This window comes from Micromonospora sp. NPDC000668, from assembly GCF_042897975.1.
In the GTDB taxonomy this organism is placed as follows: domain Bacteria; phylum Actinomycetota; class Actinomycetes; order Mycobacteriales; family Micromonosporaceae; genus Micromonospora.
The window spans coordinates 316,913-336,566 of sequence record NZ_JBIAYP010000007.1; the positions used below are offsets into that span (position 1 = coordinate 316,913).

At 72.8% G+C, this 19,654-nt stretch carries 21 protein-coding genes; 10 read left to right on the forward strand and 11 right to left on the reverse strand.

The window, feature by feature from the left end; genetic code table 11:
• Nucleotides 1–69 precede the first annotated feature (69 nt).
• The gene (locus ACFY29_RS31665; RefSeq protein ID WP_328425780.1) at nucleotides 70–1,482 is read right to left on the reverse strand and encodes an NADP-dependent succinic semialdehyde dehydrogenase; all 1,413 of its coding nucleotides are present in this window, start codon (nucleotides 1,480–1,482) and stop codon (nucleotides 70–72) included.
• A 12-nt stretch (nucleotides 1,483–1,494) separates the two neighbouring features.
• Nucleotides 1,495–1,758, reverse strand: coding sequence for a DUF6343 family protein (locus tag ACFY29_RS31670; RefSeq protein ID WP_328425778.1), 264 nt, complete (start codon nucleotides 1,756–1,758; stop codon nucleotides 1,495–1,497).
• A gap of 132 nt (nucleotides 1,759–1,890) precedes the next feature.
• On the opposite strand from ACFY29_RS31670, the gene ACFY29_RS31675 reads away from it, so the two are divergent.
• Together ACFY29_RS31675 and ACFY29_RS31680 are read left to right on the forward strand one after the other, a co-directional pair.
• Nucleotides 1,891–2,538: an antibiotic biosynthesis monooxygenase gene (locus ACFY29_RS31675; protein WP_386991961.1), complete on the forward strand. Its 648-nt coding sequence runs from the start codon at nucleotides 1,891–1,893 to the stop codon at nucleotides 2,536–2,538.
• A gap of 189 nt (nucleotides 2,539–2,727) precedes the next feature.
• The gene (locus ACFY29_RS31680; RefSeq protein WP_386991963.1) at nucleotides 2,728–3,579 is read left to right on the forward strand and encodes a GDSL-type esterase/lipase family protein; all 852 of its coding nucleotides are present in this window, start codon (nucleotides 2,728–2,730) and stop codon (nucleotides 3,577–3,579) included.
• A 37-nt stretch (nucleotides 3,580–3,616) separates the two neighbouring features.
• Here ACFY29_RS31680 and ACFY29_RS31685 read toward each other — a convergent pair whose 3' ends face one another.
• From ACFY29_RS31685 to ACFY29_RS31695, 3 genes are all read right to left on the reverse strand, one after another.
• Nucleotides 3,617–4,372, reverse strand: coding sequence for an EcsC family protein (locus ACFY29_RS31685; protein WP_328425772.1), 756 nt, complete (start codon nucleotides 4,370–4,372; stop codon nucleotides 3,617–3,619).
• Nucleotides 4,373–4,422: 50 nt separating this feature from the next.
• Nucleotides 4,423–4,569 (reverse strand): hypothetical protein, encoded by a 147-nt coding sequence (locus tag ACFY29_RS31690; RefSeq protein WP_355609913.1) that lies wholly within the window; start codon nucleotides 4,567–4,569, stop codon nucleotides 4,423–4,425.
• A gap of 106 nt (nucleotides 4,570–4,675) precedes the next feature.
• Nucleotides 4,676–5,551 (reverse strand): peptidase M23, encoded by an 876-nt coding sequence (locus tag ACFY29_RS31695; protein WP_386991966.1) that lies wholly within the window; start codon nucleotides 5,549–5,551, stop codon nucleotides 4,676–4,678.
• A gap of 421 nt (nucleotides 5,552–5,972) precedes the next feature.
• On the opposite strand from ACFY29_RS31695, the gene ACFY29_RS31700 reads away from it, so the two are divergent.
• Genes ACFY29_RS31700 through ACFY29_RS31710 form a run of 3 tightly spaced genes read left to right on the forward strand, consistent with a single transcriptional unit; the run spans nucleotide 5,973 to nucleotide 8,077 of the window.
• Complete coding sequence (locus ACFY29_RS31700) at nucleotides 5,973–6,893, forward strand: PAC2 family protein (RefSeq protein WP_328425766.1); 921 nt, start codon at nucleotides 5,973–5,975, stop codon at nucleotides 6,891–6,893.
• A 37-nt stretch (nucleotides 6,894–6,930) separates the two neighbouring features.
• Nucleotides 6,931–7,728, forward strand: coding sequence for an exodeoxyribonuclease III (locus tag ACFY29_RS31705; protein WP_386991968.1), 798 nt, complete (start codon nucleotides 6,931–6,933; stop codon nucleotides 7,726–7,728).
• Nucleotides 7,729–7,759: 31 nt separating this feature from the next.
• Entirely contained in the window at nucleotides 7,760–8,077 is a 318-nt protein-coding gene (locus ACFY29_RS31710; RefSeq protein ID WP_328425762.1) for an antibiotic biosynthesis monooxygenase, read from the forward strand.
• Between the two features lie 106 nt (nucleotides 8,078–8,183).
• Here the strand turns inward: ACFY29_RS31710 and ACFY29_RS31715 are convergent, their stop codons facing one another.
• Together ACFY29_RS31715 and ACFY29_RS31720 are read right to left on the reverse strand one after the other, a co-directional pair.
• The gene (locus ACFY29_RS31715) at nucleotides 8,184–8,930 is read right to left on the reverse strand and encodes a class F sortase (RefSeq protein WP_386991970.1); all 747 of its coding nucleotides are present in this window, start codon (nucleotides 8,928–8,930) and stop codon (nucleotides 8,184–8,186) included.
• 7 nt (nucleotides 8,931–8,937) lie between these two features.
• Nucleotides 8,938–9,612 (reverse strand): hypothetical protein, encoded by a 675-nt coding sequence (locus ACFY29_RS31720; protein ID WP_386992040.1) that lies wholly within the window; start codon nucleotides 9,610–9,612, stop codon nucleotides 8,938–8,940.
• A gap of 130 nt (nucleotides 9,613–9,742) precedes the next feature.
• Between ACFY29_RS31720 and trmB the strand changes: the two genes are divergently transcribed.
• From trmB to ACFY29_RS31745, 5 genes are all read left to right on the forward strand, one after another.
• Nucleotides 9,743–10,441 (forward strand): tRNA (guanosine(46)-N7)-methyltransferase TrmB, encoded by a 699-nt coding sequence (gene trmB, locus ACFY29_RS31725; RefSeq protein WP_328425760.1) that lies wholly within the window; start codon nucleotides 9,743–9,745, stop codon nucleotides 10,439–10,441.
• A gap of 88 nt (nucleotides 10,442–10,529) precedes the next feature.
• Nucleotides 10,530–13,043, forward strand: coding sequence for a DEAD/DEAH box helicase (locus tag ACFY29_RS31730; RefSeq protein WP_386991972.1), 2,514 nt, complete (start codon nucleotides 10,530–10,532; stop codon nucleotides 13,041–13,043).
• A gap of 88 nt (nucleotides 13,044–13,131) precedes the next feature.
• The gene (locus tag ACFY29_RS31735; RefSeq protein ID WP_386991974.1) at nucleotides 13,132–13,485 is read left to right on the forward strand and encodes a sigma factor-like helix-turn-helix DNA-binding protein; all 354 of its coding nucleotides are present in this window, start codon (nucleotides 13,132–13,134) and stop codon (nucleotides 13,483–13,485) included.
• Nucleotides 13,486–13,615: 130 nt separating this feature from the next.
• Nucleotides 13,616–14,260 (forward strand): hypothetical protein, encoded by a 645-nt coding sequence (locus ACFY29_RS31740; RefSeq protein WP_328425752.1) that lies wholly within the window; start codon nucleotides 13,616–13,618, stop codon nucleotides 14,258–14,260.
• Nucleotides 14,261–14,539: 279 nt separating this feature from the next.
• Nucleotides 14,540–15,715 carry a hypothetical protein gene (locus ACFY29_RS31745; RefSeq protein WP_386991976.1) on the forward strand — a complete coding sequence of 392 codons (1,176 nt, stop codon included), beginning with the start codon at nucleotides 14,540–14,542 and terminating at the stop codon, nucleotides 15,713–15,715.
• Here ACFY29_RS31745 and ACFY29_RS31750 read toward each other — a convergent pair.
• The 4 genes from ACFY29_RS31750 to ACFY29_RS31765 are packed head-to-tail and all read right to left on the reverse strand — an operon-like array spanning nucleotide 15,603 to nucleotide 19,585.
• Nucleotides 15,603–16,550, reverse strand: a complete 948-nt coding sequence (locus ACFY29_RS31750) for an ABC transporter substrate-binding protein (RefSeq protein WP_386991978.1) — start codon at nucleotides 16,548–16,550, stop codon at nucleotides 15,603–15,605. The genes ACFY29_RS31745 and ACFY29_RS31750 overlap by 113 nt on opposite strands.
• Nucleotides 16,550–17,416, reverse strand: a complete 867-nt coding sequence (locus ACFY29_RS31755) for an ABC transporter ATP-binding protein (RefSeq protein ID WP_386991980.1) — start codon at nucleotides 17,414–17,416, stop codon at nucleotides 16,550–16,552. The genes ACFY29_RS31750 and ACFY29_RS31755 overlap by 1 nt, the downstream gene beginning before the upstream one ends.
• Nucleotides 17,417–17,450: 34 nt before the next feature.
• Nucleotides 17,451–18,542, reverse strand: coding sequence for a FecCD family ABC transporter permease (locus tag ACFY29_RS31760; protein WP_386991982.1), 1,092 nt, complete (start codon nucleotides 18,540–18,542; stop codon nucleotides 17,451–17,453).
• Nucleotides 18,539–19,585 carry a FecCD family ABC transporter permease gene (locus ACFY29_RS31765; protein WP_386991984.1) on the reverse strand — a complete coding sequence of 349 codons (1,047 nt, stop codon included), beginning with the start codon at nucleotides 19,583–19,585 and terminating at the stop codon, nucleotides 18,539–18,541. The genes ACFY29_RS31760 and ACFY29_RS31765 overlap by 4 nt, the downstream gene beginning before the upstream one ends.
• Nucleotides 19,586–19,654: the final 69 nt, after the last annotated feature.

Genomic DNA, 19,654 nt, shown 5'->3' on the forward strand with positions numbered 1-19,654 from the left:
TCCTACCCACGACGGCGTCCGGTTGAACCGCCCCGCCCCGCCCCGCCCCGGCCGCCCGGTCCGCGCCGGTTACTCAGCGTGCGCGCCGGCGCCGGCCGACGCGGCGCCCTCGCCCACCCAGACCGTCTTGGTGTTGCAGAACTCCCGCATGCCCAACGCGGACAACTCCCGGCCATAACCGGAGTTCTTCACGCCGCCGAACGGCAGCTCCGGGAAGGAGGTGGTCATCCCGTTGATGAAGACGTTGCCGGCGTCCAGGTCGGTGGCGAAGCGCTCCTGCTCGGCCGGGTCCCGGGTCCAGGCGTTCGAGCCGAGCCCGAACGCGGTGCCGTTGGCCACCTCGATCGCCTCCTCGTACGACGACACCCGGTACAGGCCGGCGACCGGGCCGAAGACCTCCTCGCTCCACATCCGCATCTGCGGCGTGAGGTCGGTGACCACCGTCGGTGGGTAGAACCAGCCGTCACCGGGCGGCAGCTCGCCGCCGCAGAGCACGGTCGCGCCGTTGTCCACGGCGTCGCGCACCTGGGCGTGCACCTCGTCGCGACCGCCCTGGCTGGCCAACGGCCCCACGTCGGTGTCCGGGTCCATCGGGTCGCCGACCCGCAGCGCCGCCATGTTCGCGGCGAACTTCTCCGCGAAGGCGTCGAACACGTCGGTGTGCACGATGAACCGCTTGGCGGCGATGCAGGACTGACCGTTGTTCTGGCAGCGGGCGGTGGTGGCCACCTCGGCGGCCCGGTCCACGTCGGCCGAGGGCATCACCACGAACGGGTCGCTGCCACCCAGCTCCAGCACGGTCTTCTTCAGCTCCCGGCCGGCGACCTGGGCGATGGAACGGCCGGCGCGCTCGCTGCCGGTGAGCGTGGCGGCGCGTACCCGGGGGTCGCTGAGGATCCGGTCGACGGCGTCCGAACCGACCAGCACGGCGGTGAACGCCCCCTCCGGGAAGCCGGCCCGACGGAACACGTCCTCCAACAGCATCGCGGTCTGCGGCACGTTCGAGGCGTGCTTGAGCAGGCCGGTGTTGCCGGCCATCAGCGCCGGTGCGGCGAAGCGGATCACCTGCCAGAGCGGGAAGTTCCACGGCATCACCGCGAGCACCGCACCGATCGGCTGGTAACGGATGAACGCCCGGGTCGCCTTGACCGCCGTGGCGTCGGCCGGCTCGTCGGCGAGGAACGACGGCGCCTGGTCGGCGTAGAACCGGCAGGCGGAGGCGCACTTGGTCACCTCGGCCTGCGCCGCGATGTACGTCTTGCCCATCTCCGTGGTCATGATCCGGGCGATCTCGTCCCGGTCGGCCTCCAGCAGGTCGGCCGCGGCGTTCATCCACCGGGCGCGCTGGCCGACGGTGGTCTCGCGAAGCTGCTGGTGCGCGAGGTCGGTGCGCTCGATGGCGGCGTCGAGCTGCTCGGTGGACATCGCCTCGTAGGTCTTGAGCACCTGTCCGGTGGCGGGGTTGGTGGTGGCGATGGGCATCTCGTCCTCCTGTCACTCGAACAGCGAGTGCTTGACGCCCGGCTCCTCGCGGTGGCGGGCGGCGCGGCGGCGCTGGATCACGACCAGGTCGACCACGGCGACCACGGCGAAGATCGCGCAGACCACGCCGAGCCAGGCGATGCCGGCCCAGAACGCCAACACCGCGAAGAGCGCCATGATCACCAACCCGAAGCCGGCGAGGGTGAGCCGGAGGTTGAGCGCGCTGTTCGCGTGGCCGACCGTGCCGCGGGCACGCCGGGGCTGCGATCTCGTCATACCCTCCGACCTACCCCAGATCGCCAGCGTTAACCGGCCCCGGGCACCCCGGTCGGTCGCGCCACCGGGGTGCGCCGGTGTGCTCGGTTACACCCGTTCGCCCCACGGCCCCGCCGACCGCAGGATGGACGCATGCCCATGACCCAGACCGTGCCGGTGACCGTCGCCATCGCCCGGCGCGCCGATCCGGCCCGGGCCAGCGAGATGGTGGCCTGGATGCGGGCCGGCACGGCGCTGGCCGAGGCGTTTCCCGGGTTCCTCGGCGCCGGCTGGGTGCAGAGCGGTCCGGGCTCGGCGGATTGGCACATGCTCTACCGCTTCGCCGACGCCGAGACGCTGCACCAGTGGGAGGAGTCGCCGCAACGGCGCTGGTGGCTCAGCTCGGCGCAGGGCATCGTCGAGCACACCCGGGTCGAGCGGCGCACCGGGATCGAGGGCTGGTTCGACCCGCCGCTGGAGCACTGGGTGGACCCGGTCGAGCCGATCCCGCCGGCGTCGCCGCCGAGATGGAAGCAGGCGGTGACCATCTGGCTGGCGTTCTTCCCACTGAGTCTCACCGCCACCCTGCTGACCACCCGGTTTCTCGCCGACGTGCCGCTGGCGGCCCGGGTGCTGCTGATGACGCTCTGCCTAACCCCGCTGATGACCTACCTGGTGCTGCCCCAGATCACCCGGGCGCTGCACTGGTGGCTGCACGGCCAGCCATGGCCCGCGCCGACGTGGCGGCGATCATCCAGCCGTCCCGCCAGGCGCCCGGGCGGCATGCACAAAGGAGCGTGATACCTGTGACGCATATTGATGACTCACAGGTATCACGCTAGTTGGGACAGATGGTCAGACGCGCTGTAGCACGCCCGAGGCGGCCCTACCGACGCTCTGCCGCATACCCGACAGCAACTTCCCGACAAACCACGTCCTGCGCATAGAGTTACCGCGCTGTCGCTCTGTGCTGCGAAGACGGGGGATGTCATGCCTCGACGCTGGGTCGCCGCCCTGGCCTGTCTCGCGGCGCTGGTCGCGCTGGCCTGCGAGGGCGGCACCTCGGCGACACCCCGCCCGACCAAGGGCACCCCGCAGCCCGGCGGGCCGGGTGGCATCGCCGCGCTGGGCGACTCGATCAGCACCGGCTTCGCCTCCTGCCTGGTGCTCACCTCCTGCGAGCGCAACTCCTGGTCCACCGGGGACGGCCTGCGGGTGCGGAGCCACTACCGGCGGCTACTCGACCAGGACTCCGCGATCCGCGGCCGGACGTACAACCACGCCCGGCCGGGTGCCCGCGCCGACGCGCTGGAGGGCCAGGCGAAGGCAGCGGTACGCGACCGCGCCGACTACGTCACCGTGCTGATCGGCGCCAACGACGTCTGCCGGGGCGGGGTGGACTCGATGACACCGGTGGCGCAGTTCCGGGCCGACGTCGACCGGGGCCTGCGGGTGCTGCGGACCGGCCGGCCGAAGGCCCGGGTGCTGGTGGTGAGCATCCCCGACCTGAACCGGCTCTGGGAGGTCGGGCACGGCGACTCCCGGGCGGTACGCGCCTGGCGGCGGGGCGTCTGCCCGGCCCTGCTGGCCGAGGCGACCTCGACGGCGCCCGCCGACCGGGCCCGCCGGGCCGCCGTCCGGGACCGGATCGACGCGTACAACGCCCAGTTGGTGGCCGCGTGCCGGGCGTACGGCTCGCGCTGCCGGCACGACGGCGGCGCGGTGCACAAGGTCCGGTTCACGCTCGACATGTTGAACCCGCTGGACTGGTTCCATCCCAACGTCACCGGGCAGGGCCGGCTCGCCGACGTCACCTGGCGCTCCTCCGGCCTGGCCGACTGACCGGCCCCACGCCCTCGGACGATCGCGGGGGTGCCGGTCAGGGGTGGCGGGGTTCCGGCACGGTGCTGCGCGGGCGGTAGAGAGCCCGGGAGCGCGCCGCCAACTCCTTGGTGGCCGACGAGTTGGCCCAGGTGCCGAGCACGATCGCGGCACCGGGCACGATCTTGGCGACCATCCGCTTGGCCGCCCGGACGCCGGCCATCTGGGCCAGCCGGACGCCCAGCTTCAGCATGACGTGGCCGAGCGGGCGCTGTCGCCCGCCCAGGCCGAAGAGCGCGTCGGCGCGTTCCCGGCCGGCGGCTACCCCGAGCGCCAGCCGGGCGCTCTCGGCGACCTTGTGCACCCGCTGGAGCACCAGCAGGTCGGTGGCCCGGTCGGTGTGCAGCGGGTCGACGTCGTAGGCGGCGGCGATGTGCAGCACCATCCGCGCCTGGGTCCAGGCCAGCACGCCCACGTCGAGCACGGCGCCGGGCAGCCCGGCCGCGCCGGAGACCGCACCGGAGAGGCGGGCCAGGTTGACGAACTTGCGGGCCGCCTGGTCGGCCAGGGCATCGGCCGAGACACCGGGCTGATCGGCCCGGGCCCGGCTGGCCCACTGCGCGGCCTCCGGGGCGAGCCGGCGGACCGCCTCCAGGGCGAGGTGCTCCGGGGCGTACTGCGGATCGTCACGCATCCGGTCCCAGAGCCGGGCCGGCGGGCCCTCGGGAGCGTCCGCCGGCCCGGCCGGCAGGCCGGCGGACGGTTGGGGGGTGGGTGCGGCGGGCGGGCCGCCGACGGGTGGGGTGTCGGTCACCGGGTCTCCCCAGGGGGTCGGTACGGCGGGCAGGACGGCCGGTGGAAGGGTCAGCGCCGGCGGTTGGACAGCCGGGCCGCCAACCCCTTGAGCTTCTGCTGGTTGCCGGGCTTGGCCATCTCGCGCCGGCCCCGGTCGACCAACTGCTGCCCCTTCGGCGATCTCAGAAATGCGCTGATCCGCTGCATTAGTGACATAACGTCCTCCTGTCGGTGATCCCTCTGTCATGTGTACCCCGAACCCGCAACGGATGTACCCGGGACGCGACAGGCTCAACCGCGACAGTCCACAGTGGCCGACAGGTTACCGCCCGGACGGCACGATGGCTTCGACGACCCTGGTGGCCCGCCACTCGTGCTGCTGGTAGTGCTCGGGGTACGCGGAGACCTGCACCGCCTGGGCGGCGTCGGTGAGCCGCATCTGCTGCCAGCCGGGCACCTGCTCCAGCGCGGTGAGGAACTGCCGGGTGGCGAACTCGGGGTCCATCAGCCGGCTGACCGGGCCCCAGCCGCTGCTGGAGCGCTGCTGGAAGAGCCCGACTGAGTCGTGGTCCCAGCCGATCGCCTGGTGCGGGTAGTCCTGCGACTCGGGCAGCACGCCACTGGCGTAGTTGTAGAGGTTGCTCTCCTGCATGGCGGTGGCCACCGCGATCACCAGGCCACGGCGGGCGACACCCATCTTGCGGCCGGTACGGACGATCGCCTCGGCGTTCTCCATCTGGTCCTCGTCCAGCCCGGCGACGGGCGCCGGGTCGGTCGGTAGCGCCGGCGCGGTCTTGCGGGCCTTCGGGGTGGTGTCCGGGTCGGCGGAGGTCGCGGCGGCGGAGGGGGTGCCGGAGGGGGTAGCGGAGGGGGTGCTCGAGGAGGCGACGCGCTCGAGGTCACGGGAGGCGCGCTGCTGGTCGGCGCGCTGGAGCAGCTCCGAGCTGTTGGCGAGCGAATCGACCCGGGGCGCCCCGTCGGCGGTCTCGTGGCGGACCTGCGCGACAGCGGCCAGGCCGAGGCAGCAGACCACGCCGGTGGCGAGAGCCACCTGAGCCCGGCGTCGACCGGTCAGGTCCCGGGCGTAACCCCGGAGCCGACTCGCGGCGGTTGTCCGTTCGGATGAGGTGCCATCCTCCGTACCGGTAGTGGGGCTGCTCGGGGCGTACGGGTCGTCGAGGGTTCCGTCGTCACGCATCAGCCGAGGCTAGGCAGGGGGAAACCCCGATCACGCACGGTGATCATGTGGCGCTCGCCACAGAATGGGGGTGCCCTGGTGGACGAGCGGGACGGCTCGACCCGCCCGGGGAACGAACCTCGCGTACCGGGTGAAGCTGGCGCGGCACGCAGGCCGGCACGGTCGGCGACAGGAGCGGACATCCGGCCCCGCCCAACGACATGATCGACAAACTCGGCCTTTGGGCCGAACCGCCCTCAGCCGATCGGCCCACGAGGGCCGACCTGGCGGGGTAATCAGGTGATTAGTCCAGTCCTGCCCATCAGACGGGCGACGAATTGCCCGCCGCAGGAATGCACCAGGATGGCGGGTACGTTGCCCGAACCGGGTGCCGTCCGTTGCGTCGGTATCCCGTAGGCACATTCCAGGGAGGTCCGCACCGGTGCTCGACCCACACGAGCTCTACGAGCTCACCGACGATCTGCCCGACCTCGGGCAACCGGTCCTGATCCAGGCCCTCACCGGGTTCGTGGACGCCGGCAACGCCAGCCGGCTGGCCCGCGAGCAGTTGCTCACCTCGTTGGAGAGCCGGCCGATCGCCACCTTCGACGTGGACCAACTCTTCGACTACCGCTCGCGGCGGCCGGTGATGACCTTCGTCGAGGACCACTGGGAGAGCATCGACGCGCCCAAGCTGGAGCTGCACCTGCTGCACGACGACGACGAGACCCCGTTCCTGCTGCTCACCGGCCCCGAGCCGGACCTGCAGTGGGAGCGCTTCGTGGCCGCCGTCGCCGGGCTCGCCGCCCGGCTGGACGTCCGCCTCACCGTGGGGCTCAACTCGATTCCGATGGCGGTGCCGCACACCCGACCGACCGGGGTCACCGCGCACGCCACCCGGCCCGAGCTGATCGGCGGGTACGAGCCCTGGCTGCAACGGGTCCAGGTGCCCGGCAGCGTCGGTCACCTGCTCGAGTTCCGCCTCGGCGAGCAGGGCCGCGACGCGCTCGGCTTCTCCGCCCACGTGCCGCACTATGTCGCACAGACCGAGTACCCGGCCGCCGCCGAGGTGCTGCTCACCTCGGTGTCGCGCAGCACCGGGCTGCTGCTGCCCGGCGACGGGCTGCGCTCGGCCGCCGAGGTGGTCCGGGTGGAGATCGACCGGCAGGTCGCCCAGACCGAGGACGCAGCCGCCCTGGTCCAGGCCCTGGAGGAGCAGTACGACGCGTTCTCCCGGGGACGCGGCGAGAAGAGCCTGCTCGCCCCGGACGCCGGCCCGCTGCCCACCGCCGACGAACTCGGCGCGGAGTTGGAACGGTTCCTGGCCGAACAGACCCGTCCCGGCGACACCCCGGGCAGCTGACCGGGCGTCACGGGGGCGGATGCGGCAGGCTGGGGACATGCGCCTGGCGACCTGGAACGTGAACTCGGTGAAGGCCCGGCTGCCCCGGCTGCTGGAGTGGCTGGCCGGCACCGGGCCGGACGTGGTCTGCCTGCAGGAGACCAAGTGCCCGGACGGCGCCTTCCCGGTGGCCGAGGTGGGCGAGCTTGGTTACACCGTGGCCAGCCACAGCGACGGCCGGTGGAACGGCGTGGCCATCCTGTCCCGGGTCGGCCTGGCCGACGTCCGGGTCGGGTTCGCCGGTGAGCCCGGCTTTCCCGAGCCCGAGGCCCGGGCCATCTCCGCCACCTGCGACGGCGTGCGGGTCTGGTCGGTGTACGTGCCCAACGGCCGGACGCCGGACGACCCGCACTACGCGTACAAACTGGCCTGGTTCGCGGCTCTGCGCGACGCGCTGGACGCGGAGCTGGCCGGCGGGCTGCCGCTGGCCGTCTGCGGCGACTTCAACGTCGCCCCGACCGACGCCGACGTCTGGGACCCGGCGGTCTTCACCCACTCCACGCACGTCACCCCGGCCGAGCGGGCGGCCCTCGCGGCCCTGCGCGACCTGGGGCTCAGCGACGTGGTGCCGACCCCGATGAAGGGCCCCCACCCCTTCACCTACTGGGACTACCGGGCCGGAATGTTCCACCAGAACAAGGGCATGAGAATCGACCTGGTGTACGCCTCCGCGCCGTTCACCCGCGGGGTCCGCTCGGCGTACGTGGACCGGGAGGCCCGCAAGGGCAAGGGCCCCTCCGACCACGCCCCGATCGTGGTCGACGCCGATCTGGTACCCGTGGTCGAGGCGTTCTGAGCCCACCCCGGACGGCGGCTAGGGTGGGCAGATGGCAGTCGTGAAGATCAACGCAATCGACGTCCCGGAAGGCGCGGGCGCGGAGCTGGAGAAGCGGTTCGCCGCCCGAGCCGGAACGGTGGAGAACTCCCCCGGCTTCCTCGGCTTCGAGCTGCTCCGGCCGGTGGCCGGCGAGACCCGCTACTTCGTCTACACCCGCTGGGAGACCGAAGAGGCGTACCAGGCCTGGGCCGCCGGCCCGTCCCGCGCCGCCCACGCCGCCGCCCCCGGCGAAAAGCCCCGCCCCCCGGTCGCCTCCGGCGCGACGCTGCTGGAGTTCGAGGTGGCCCTCCACGTCCCGCAGCCGTAGCTATCCCAGCCCTCTCGGGTCCGGGTCGGGATATCGGGTGTCCAGGCCGGCGCGATACCCCAACATCGCCGATCTCGTGTCGATCACCTCGGCGAACGGGGTGAGGTCAGGGGTTGCGGGAGCTCTGCAGGGTGGCGAAGGCGATCACGTTGTCGGCGTAGCCGGTACGGCCGCCGATGAACTGGCCTCCGCAGGTGATCAGCCGTAACACCGGCGGGCCGTCGTGGCCGTAGATCCGCTCGGCGGGCAGTTGGTCCTTCGGGAAGTGCTCGACGGTGTCGACCTTGAACACCACCACCGATTTGTCCGCCCGGGACACCTCGATCAGGTCGCCGGGCTTGAGCATGCCCAGGTCGTAGAAGACCGACGGGCCGCTCTTGGTGTCCACATGCCCGACGATCACCGCCGGGCCGGGCTCGCCGGGCGTGGGCCCGCGGTCGTACCAGCCGGTCTCGTTGTGCCGCTCCAGCGGCGGTACGGCGATCGAGCCGTCCCGGGCCTGCCCGACCGGCGCCACCGGCGCGGCGACCTTGATCGCCGGTACCGAGAGGCGCACCGGGCGGCTGGCCGACAACCCGACCGACTCGCTGCGGGGCGGCCGGTCACCGCCGGCCGGGGCCCAGTCGAGCGGGCCGACCGAGCGGCCGAGCCCCGCCCCGGTGGCGAAGACGCCGGCCAGCACCAGCACCACGGCCACCGGCAGGGACCAGGGGCTGCGGCCGGGTGCCCGGCTGCGCCGGGGCGCGACGGCGGTCGGCGGTCGGGCGGCCACCGGCGGGCGCTCGGTCACCGACGGGCGATCAGCGGGCGGGCGTGCGTCACCGGGCGGCTGCGAGGGGCGGAAGATCTCCATGGCGGGCTCAGTGGCGGGCGGCGCCGCGGACGGTACGCGGCCGACGCAGGGCCACCACGGCGAGGATCAGCCCGGCGATGGTCAGCGCCGCGCCTCCGGGCACCAGCAGCTTGCCGGTCATCCCGCCCTCGTCGGCGCCGAAGCCGGTGGCCGGCCCTCGACTGGGCTGGACCTTCTTGACCACCTGCAGCATCGTCGAGGCGGTCTCGCCGTCGCGGCACTCCAGCTTGACCCGGTAGTTGCCCGGGCGGGTGCGCTCGCGGACCATCGGGGCGGCGGTGAGCACCCCACGCTGCGGCTGCACGCCGACCGCGCCGAAGGCGTCGGAGACCACGGTGGCGCCGACCGAGTTGTCCCGGCAACTGGCCCGGATGCCGACCAGGTAGCCGGGCTGCACCGTGCTGGGGCTCACCTCGACGAAGACGTCCACCACTGGCCCCGGCTGCGGCGCACCACCCGGCGGGCCGGGCTGGGGCGTGCCGGGGGCGGGCGCGGCGAACGCGAGGGCGACAGGGCCGGCCGCGGCGGACCGGGGCACCGCGTGCGTGAGGGCGGCAGGCGCAAGGGAAGCGGACACGGCGGGCGCAAGAGGTGCGGCGTGCGCGGGAGCGGCGGCCAGCAGGGGGCCGGCGAGCACGGTCACCACCGACAGGGTCACGCCGCCGCGGGTCACTGTCACGATGCCCCCTCTCGACGCCGTGCGGCCGAGCCGAGCAGCGGACCGCCCGGTCTGCCGTACCAGATGGATCCTCTCATTCCCGGTCGCACATCACATCCGATCCGCCGACAGCGTCGCGTACGCTCGGGTCGCTGTGACCACCACCGACCATGACCCCGCCGCCCCGCCCGCGAGCCGGCCGATCCGCACCTTCCACCCCCGACGGGGCCGGATGAGCGGGCGGCAGACCGACGCGCTGGACCGTCTCTGGCCCGCCTACGGCCTGGACGTCCCGGACGGACCCGTCGATCTGGCCGACCTGTTCGGCCGCCGGGCGCCGGTGGTGTTGGAGATCGGCTCGGGCATGGGGGACAGCACCGCCGCGATGGCCGCCGCTGACCCGGATCGAGATTATCTGGCGGTCGAGGTGCACACGCCGGGAATTGCGAACCTGCTCGACCTGGTGGAGCGCGGCGGCCTGAGCAACGTGCGGGTGGCCCAGGGCGACGCGTTGGACCTGGTCAGCGGCCTGCCCGAGGGTGTCCTGGACGCCGTGCACATCTTCTTCCCGGACCCGTGGCCGAAGTCCCGCCACCACAAGCGGCGGATCATCCAGCCGTCGCACGTGGCGCTGCTGCGCTCCCGGCTGACGCCGGGCGGCACGCTGCACTGCGCCACCGACTGGGCCGAGTACGCCGAGGCGATGCGGCACACCCTGGACGCGGACCCGGGGCTGGTGGACGCGTACGGCGGGTTCGCGCCACGTCCGGCGCACCGCCCGGTGACCAAGTTCGAACGGCGGGCGCTCACAGCCGGCCGGCCGGTGGCCGACCTGATCTACCGCCGACGGTGACCATCCGGGCGTCCACCGCGCCCGGACGGCGATCCAAAGGACTGCGGGTTGGCGCCCGGGGGCATGATCCAGGCACCATGGACACGCTATGACGCTCACCGCCGCGCTGCCGACAAGCGCCGACCCCGACACCCTCTTCGACGCGTTCGCCAGCTGGGCGAAGGAGCGCGGCCTCGACCTCTACCCCCATCAGGAGGAGGCGGTCATCGAGATCGTCTCCGGCGCCAACCTGATCATGAACACGCCCACCGGCTCGGGCAAGAGCCTGGTGGCGGTCGCCGCGCACTTCGCGGCGCTCGCAGACAGCCGGACGACCTTCTACACCGCCCCGATCAAGGCGCTGGTGTCGGAGAAGTTCTTCGCCCTCTGCGAAGTCTTCGGCGCCGAGAACGTCGGCATGCTGACCGGCGACGCCAGCGTCAACGCCGACGCCCCGATCATCTGCTGCACCGCGGAGATCCTGGCCAACCTGGCGCTGCGCGAGGGTGACCAGGCCGACGTCGGCCAGGTGATCATGGACGAGTTCCACTTCTACGCCGAGCCCGACCGGGGCTGGGCCTGGCAGGTGCCGATCATCGAGCTGCCGCAGGCCCAGTTCATCCTGATGTCCGCCACCCTGGGGGACACCACCCGGTTCGTCGACGACCTGACCCGGCGCACCGGCCGGCCGACCGCCGTCGTCCGCTCGGCCGAGCGGCCGGTCCCGCTGATCTTCTCGTACGCGATGACGCCGCTGCACGAGACGCTTGAAGAGCTGCTGGAGACCAAGCAGGCCCCGGTGTACGTGGTGCACTTCACCCAGGCCGCCGCGCTGGAGCGCGCCCAGGCGCTGATGAGCGTCAACGTCTGCACCCGTGCCGAGAAGGACATGATCGCGGAGGCGATCGGCGGCTTCCGGTTCACCGCCGGCTTCGGCAAGACGCTGTCCCGGCTGGTCCGGCACGGCATCGGCGTCCACCATGCCGGCATGCTGCCCAAGTACCGCCGGCTCGTCGAGACCCTCGCGCAAGCCGGCCTACTCAAGGTCATCTGCGGCACCGACACCCTCGGCGTGGGCATCAACGTGCCGATCCGCACCGTGCTGTTCACCGGCCTGTCCAAGTACGACGGGGTCCGCACCCGGCTGCTCAAGAACCGGGAGTTCCACCAGATCGCCGGGCGGGCCGGCCGGGCCGGCTACGACACCATCGGCCGGGTCGTGGTGCAGGCCCCCGAGCACGTCATCGACAACGAGAAGGCCCTCGCCAAGGCCGGCGACGACCCGAAGAAGCGGCGCAAGGTGGTCCGCAAGAAGCCGCCGGAGGGCTCGATCGGATGGGGTCAGCCCACCTTCGACCGGCTTGTCGACGCCGAGCCCGAGCCGCTGACCTCCAGCTTCCAGGTCAGCCACTCGATGCTGCTCAACGTGATCGGCCGGCCCGGGGACGCGTTCCTCGCGATGCGGCACCTGCTCACCGACAACCACGAGGACGCCGCCGCCCGGCGCCGGCACATCCGCCGGGCGATCGCCATCTACCGCGCGCTGCGCGCCGGCGGCGTGGTCGAGGAACTGCGCGAGCCGGACGAGACCGGCCGGCGGATCCGGCTCACCGTCGACCTCCAGCTCGACTTCGCGCTCAACCAGCCGCTCTCCCCGCTGGCACTGGCCACCATCGAGCTGCTCGACGCCGAGTCCCCGTCGTACGCCCTGGACGTCCTCTCGGTGATCGAGTCGATCCTCGACGACCCCCGACAGATCCTCTCCGCCCAGCAGTTCAAGGCCCGCGGCGAGGCGGTCGCCGCGATGAAGGCCGAGGGCATCGAGTACGAGGCCCGCCTGGAGCTGCTCGACGAGGTGACCCACCCGAAGCCGCTCGCGGAGCTGCTGGAGGCCGCGTACGAGATGTACCGGCAGGGGCACCCCTGGGTCGCCGACCACCAGCTCTCCCCCAAGGCCGTGGTCCGCGACATGTACGAGCGGGCCATGACCTTCACCGAGTACGTGCAGTTCTACGGGCTGACCCGCTCGGAAGGGCTGGTGCTGCGCTACCTGGCCGACGCGTACAAGACGCTGCGGCAGACCGTGCCCGAGGACGCCAAGACCGAGGAGCTGATCGACCTCATCGAGTGGCTGGGCGAGCTGGTCCGCCAGGTCGACTCCAGCCTGATCGACGAGTGGGAGCGACTGCGCAACCCGTCCGACGTGGCCGAGGTGGCCCAGGCGCACGCCTCGCTGACCGACCGGCCACCGGCGGTGACCCGCAACGCGCGGGCGTTCCGGGTGCTGGTGCGCAACGCGCTGTTCCGCCGGGTCGAGCTGGCCGCGCTGCGCCGCTGGGACCTGCTCGCCGAGCTGGACGCCGGCGACGGCTGGGACTACGACGCGTGGGCCGACGCGCTGCGGCCGTACTTCGAGGCGTACGACTCGATCGGCGTCGGGCCGGACGCGCGCGGCCCGGCGCTGCTCATGATCGAGCAGGGCCGGGAGCGGTGGACCGTCCGACAGATCTTCGACGACCCCGACGGCGACCACGACTGGGGCATCAGCGCCGAGATCGACCTGGCTGCCTCGGACGAGATCGGCGCCGCGGCCATCCGGATCACCGACGTCGGCCAGCTCTGACGCGTCTTTTCATGGGGGGTCGCCCGGCTCGGGCGGCCCCCTTTCGCATCCTCCGACCTGGATTCTGTTCCTCGATGTCACCGATCCGGTGTCCCAGCAGACCGCCCGGCAGGCGGAGTTCACCGCGTTCGTCGAGGCCACGAACGCCGTCTTCGACCAGAAGAGGCGGCGTAGCGACTCCGAACTCGTGCTCGCCGAGCTACCCGAGGCTCCGCACCCATCAGCCGACGACACCGTGGAGCTGCACGTCGCCCTGTTGCGGGCCCTGGCCACCCTGCCCATCCGCGACCAGGCCATCGTGGTGCTCCGCCACTGGGAGGATCAGAGCGTCGAAGCCGTGGCCAGCACCCTCGACGTGTCCGTGTCGGTGGTCAAGACACAGAATGCCCGTGCCCTGAGTCGGCTGCGGGCGGTGCTGGGCGAGGGCTTCGTACGGATCTGACCGGGGGCTCGCCCGGGCACCCGGCGGCCCCCTTTGTCGCGTCTTCCGGACCCCCGTTTTCGCTGGGCGATGTCAGACCCGTCGATTAGAATGTATGTACTAATCGAGTTCCTGACCTGGGAGGACGCCCGTGACCGCGCCCGCCTCCACGCCCCTCACCCCCTACGCCACCCTGCTCGGCTTCACCCGCTACGTCGACCGCACCGGCCCGACCAAGGCGACCTTCGTTGGCGGCCTGCGCAAGCAGCGAGCCAGCCGCTCCGGCTTCAACCCGCACGGCCAGTTCGTCAAGGCACTCAAGGCCGACATCGCCTTCCACACCGGCGGCACCCACCTCACCGGCGTGGTCGACGTGGTCAAGCCGCGCTGGCGCCCGCTCTACCAGGCGCTGGTGCCCGGCGCGACCGCCTGGCTGCACTCCCTCGGCGATCCGGCCGCCGTCGACCTGGCCCAGACCCGCGACGCCCTGGCCATGCTGGGCGACCTACCCGTCAAGATCAACCCCCATTTCGGGGTACGCCACGCCGACGGCCGGGCCGAGGCCGTCCGCCTGCACTTCGACGAGACCCCGCCGAGTGAGGAGTCGGTGCTCGCCACCCTGCATCTGATGGCCCGACACATGGACGCGGTGCTGCCGCACGCCGAGCCGGTCCTGGTCGACGTCCGGCGCGGCCAGGCCCACCGCATGCCCACCGACGCCAAGCCCGACCAGATCGAACGCTGGCTGGCCGGCGAAGCCGCCGCCTTCCGCGCCATCTGGTCCACCGCCGCCTAACCCGCCCACCCCCGCCCGCCGCCTAACCCACCCGACGCCCGACGCCCGCCGCCCGCCGCCCGCCGCCCGCCGCCCGCCGCCCGCCGCCCGCCGCCCGCCGCCCGCCGCCCGCCGCCAAGATCGTGCTCGATCCAGGATGTAGTGGTCTCCTCTCCCCGGGAGGCCACTACATCCATGTTCGGGCGCGATCATGGCGGCGGCGTGTGCCCGGCGCCGAGGCGTGGGCGGGTTATCCACAGGGACTGCGTGGTCCGGTGGTGATCGGTCAGCCTGAATGTCATGCCGAAAGCTCCCCGCCGGCCGCCACAACTGCGCGGTCGGATCTTCCGTGGCTCCGTGGCCGTCTCGCGCGGCCTGCTGACCCGCAACGACCTGCGCAGCGCCGCGTGGCGGCCACTCTTCCGGGACGTCTACGCCGAGTCGCGGCTGAGGGTCACCCACCAGGCCAGGTGTGCCGCCGTCGAACGCTGGCTGATCCCGCCGGGTGCGGCCATCGCCGGGCGGGCCGCAGCGGCCCTGTACGGCTGCCCAACACCGTCCCGGGCCGCGCCCGTCGACGTGCTGGTGCCCAAGGACAGCCGGATCGGGCCGACCGCCGGCCTCCAGGTCCACCATGGGGAGGTCGACCTCGGCGACGTGGTGGAACGGGCGGGGGTCAGGGTGACCGGCCCGGAGCGGACCTGCTGGGACCTCGCCCGCTGGCTCGACCTGGTGGAAGCGGTGGTCGTCATCGACGCCCTGCTGGATCGCCGGCTCACCGACGTGTCGACGTTGCGGGAATATGCGCTGGCCCGGGCCGGTCAGCGGGGCTGGCGGTCCCTGCTGCGCGCGGTTGACCTGGCCGACGCGGGCGCCGAATCGCCCCAGGAGTCCCGCACCCGGGTGCGGCTGGTGCTCGCCGGGCTGCCCAGGCCGCAGACACAGTGGGTCGTCGCCGACCAGGGCCGGTTCGTGGCCCGGCTCGACCTGGCCTGGCCGGCGTTCAAGGTCGCGGTGGAGTACGACGGGCTCTGGCACGACGATCCCGAGCAGTTCCACCGGGACCGTCGACGGCTCAACCGGCTGCTCGGCGGCGAGTGGATCGTGCTGCACGTGACCGGCAAGCGCCTCCGGGAGGACTTCGACGGCTTCCTCGCCGAGGTCCGGGCCGCCCTGCGGGCGCGCTCCCGCTCCCCCTGGCACCCCATGATCGTGCTTGAACATGGATGTAGTGGCCTCCCAGAAGAGGGAGACCACTACATCCTGGATCGAGCACGATCATGGGGTGCCAGGCACCGACAGCCCGCACGCGCGGAGCGGGTGCGGGCTGTCGGCGGGGCGCGGCATGGAGCGCGCGGCGCGATTAGGCGGCGGGGAGGTACTTGGTCAGGTCGTCGAGGATCTTGTTGGCGGCGCCGACGCCGATGCCGGTCATCCAGACCTCGTCGGCGACCGGGTACGCCTTGCCGGCCTTGACGGCGCCGAGGCCCTTCCAGAGGGTGCCGGCGGTCGTCTTGGCCTGCTCGGCGGCGGCCTTGTCGCCGTACGCGGTCACGAAGATGACGTCACCGTCGACCTCGTTGATCCGCTCGGGGCTGACCAGGTCGAAGCGCTTGTCCTCCTTGTTGGCGAGCAACTGCCGCTCGGGACGGCCCAGGCCGGTGTCGCCGATGACGATGCCGGAGAACGACTGCGGGCCGTACACCCGGATGTTGCCGGGGAGGAACCGCACGATCGACACCTTGCGGGTGGCGGCGTCGCCGAGCGTCGCGCCGAAGTCCTTGGCCCGCTTCTCGTACGTGGCGAGCAGATCCTTGGCCTGCCGCTCGTGGCCGAGCGCCTTGCCATCGAGGAGGAAGTTCTCCTTCCAGGTGATGCCGACCTTGTCGGTGAACACGGTCGGCGCGATGGCGGCCAGCTCGTCGTAGAACTTCTCCTGGCGGAACTTGCTGCCGAGGATGAGGTCCGGCTTCAGCGCGTTGATCGCCTCCAGGTCGGGCTCGGTGAGCACCCCGACCTCCTTGATGCTGGCGAGCTTGTCCGCGCTGAAGTAGGTCGGCCAGCCCTTGGCCTCACCGGCGGTGGCGGCACCGACCGGCGTGATGCCCAGTGTGAGCGCCGTGTCGATCTTGTCTGTGTCGAGCACGACGACGCGCTTGGGCTCCGCCGGGACCTTGGTGGTGCCCATGACGTGGGTGATCTCCCGGGTCTCCCCGGCGGTGGAGCCGGCGACCGGGTCGCTCTCACCGCAGGCGGTGAGTCCGACGCCGAGGGCGGCGGCCGCGGTGAGGGCGGCGACGAGACGACGCATCAGAGTCCTTTCGAGGGGTACGAGCCGGCGAGCGGGATGCTCGCGTCGTCGGTGGATGTGGCAGAGGGGGTGACCGGGCGGGCGGTGGTGCCGCCGGTCTGGGCGGGCACCACCAGCGGTGCTCCGGTCACCGGGCAGGGCACGACCACGCAGGCCAGCCCGAAGACGTCGCGGACCAGGTCCGCGGTGAGGATCTCCCGGGGCGGTCCGGCGGCCACCACCGTGCCGGCGCGCATCGCGACCAGGTGGTCGGCGTAGCGGGCGGCCTGGTTCAGGTCGTGCAGCACGGCCACCACGGTGCGGCCCCGCTCGACGCGCAGCCGGTGCAGCAGGTCCAGCACCTCCACCTGGTGGGCCAGGTCGAGGAAGGTGGTCGGCTCGTCCAGCAGCAGGGCGTCGGTGTCCTGGGCCAGCGTCATGGCGATCCACACCCGCTGTCGCTGGCCGCCGGAGAGGCTGTCCACCGGCCGGTCGGCCAGGCTGGTCACGTCGGCCAGGGCCATCGCCTGGTCGACCGCCGCGCCGTCCTCCGCCGACCACTGCTGCCACCACCGCTGGTAGGGCTGCCGACCGCGCCCGACCAGGTCGGCCACGGTGACGCCCTCGGGCACCAGCGGGCTCTGCGGCAGTACACCGAGACGGCGGGCCACCTCCCGGGTCGGCAGGTCGCGGATGGCGCTGCCGTCGAGCAGCACCGTGCCGCGGCGGGGGGTGAGCAGTCGGGCCATGGTCCGCAGCAGGGTGGACTTGCCGCACGCGTTCGGACCGACGATCACGGTGAACGCGTCCGTCGGCAGGTCGAGGTCGAGCCCGTCGAGCACGGTCCGCTCGTCGTAGCCGACGACCAGGTCGCGGGTGGAGAGCATCACGACTCCTTCAAGGGGCCGGGGCGGGTGACGGTCACGAGGACCGCCGCCGTCCACGCAGCAGCAGGAAGATCAGGTACGGCCCGCCGATCGCGGCGGTCAGCACGCCGGCCGGGAGTTGGGTGGGCGCGATCAGTCGCCGGCCGGCCAGGTCGGCAAGCACCAGCAGCAGCGCGCCGAGCAGCGCGGCGCAGACCAGCGGCGGTCGTTCGGCCCGGACCAGCCGCCGGGCCACCTGCGGGGCGACCAGGGCCACGAAGTCGACGGCGCCGACCTGGGCGGTGACCATCGCGGCGACGAGCACGCCGGTGCCGGCGAGCCCGATCCGGCGCGCGACCGGGCGCAGCCCGACCCCGCGTGCGGTGTCGTCGTCCAGCGCGGTGCTGTTCAGTGCCCAACCGGCCCAGGCGAGCACCGGCAGCAGCACCAGCAGCGTGCCGCCGATCCAGGCGGCCTCGGTCCAGCCCTTGCCGGCCAGGGTGCCGATCAGCCAGATCTGCGCGCGCAGCCCGTCGATCGGGTCGGCGGTGAGCATGACCACCTCGGTCAGCGCCCGGAAGGCGAAGGCGACCGCCACCCCGGCGAGCACGAACCGCTGCGCGGCCAGCCCGTGCCGGGCACCGAGGGCGAACAGCAGCACCGCGGCGAGCAGCCCGCCCACCAGCGCGGTGGGGGCCACCAGCACGGCGGACGCCCCGCTGGTCAACGCCACGGTCGCGGCGAGCCCGGCACCCTGGGTGATGCCGATGACGTCCGGGCTCGCCAGCGGGTTGCGCGCCACGCTCTGGATCAGCGTGCCGGCCACACCGAAGGCCGCGCCGGCCACCGCGGCCAGCATGATCCGGGGCAACCGCAGATCAAAGACGACCAGGTCGTACGGGGTGCCGGCGCCGGAGAGCGCGCGCAGCACGTCGGCCGGGGCGACGTACGGGGTGCCCAGGGAGAGGCTGAGCACCACGGCCACCAGGAGCAGCACGGTCAGCGTGGCGGCCACCAGCACCGCACGGCGGCGGATCTGCAGACTGACCGGGCCGATCCGCAGCAGCGACCGCCCGGGCAGTCGCGCGCCGGGCGACGTGTCGGAGCCGATGGTCGAGAGGTCGGACGGGCGGTCGACGGTGGTCATGCGGTCACCACCCGGGCGCGGCGGACCAGCACGGCCAGCAGCGGCGCGCCGATCAGGGCGGTGATGATCCCGGCCGGTATCTCGCCGGGCGGGGCGACGAGCCGGCCGACGACGTCGGCGCCGAGCAGCAGCGCCGGCCCGAGCAGGGCGGAGACGGCAAGGGTCCAGCGGTGGTCCGCGCCGACCAGGGCGCGCGCCAGGTGCGGCACGGCCAGCCCGACGAAGGCGATCGGCCCGGCCGCGGCCACCGCGGCTCCGGTCAGCAGCACGGCGGCGAGGCCACCGCCGAGGCGGACCAGGCCGACCCGGTTGCCGAGACCGCGGGCCACGTCGTCGCCGAGGGCCAGCGCGTCGAGGCCTCGGGCCACCAGGACGGCCAGCACCAGCCCGGCGAGGACGAACGGCAACACCTGCGCGGTGACCCCCAGGTCCCGGCCGGCGAGACCACCGACCACCCAGAACCGGTACTCCTCGAACGTGCGGGTGTCGATGCTGAGCAGCGCGTACACCCCGGAGGCGAGGCTGGCGTCGAGGGCCGCGCCGACCAGCGCGAGGGTGACCGGGCTGGCGCCCTCGCGGGCCCGGGCGGCGATGGCGAAGACCAGCACCCCGGCGAGCAGCGCCCCGGCGATGCCGAACCAGACGTACCCGGCGAGGGTGCCGACGCCGAAGACGGAGATGGCCAGCACCACGCCGAACGACGCACCGGCGCTGATGCCGAGGATGCGCGGTTCGGCGAGGGGGTTGCGGGTGAGCGCCTGGAACAGCACACCGGCCACGGCGAGGGCGAGCCCGACGGCGAGGCCGAGCGCGGTGCGCGGCATCCGCATCTCACGGACGATGGTGCTGGCGTCGCCGCCGTCCGGCGCGAAGAGGGCGTTCCAGACCTGGTCCACGCCGAGTTGCCGGCTGCCCAGAGCGAAGCTGGCCAGCACGGTGAGCAGCAGTACCAGCGCGGCGCCGACGGTGACGGCCACCCGGCGGCCGGTGCGGGTGCCGGTCCGTTTGCCGGCCGGGGCCGGCCGGATGGCGAGGGTGGTCACGAGTCTCCTGCATGTTCGCGCTTAGGTTCGCCTTACCTTAGCCGACGTGCTGAGGGTCGCCTAACTCGT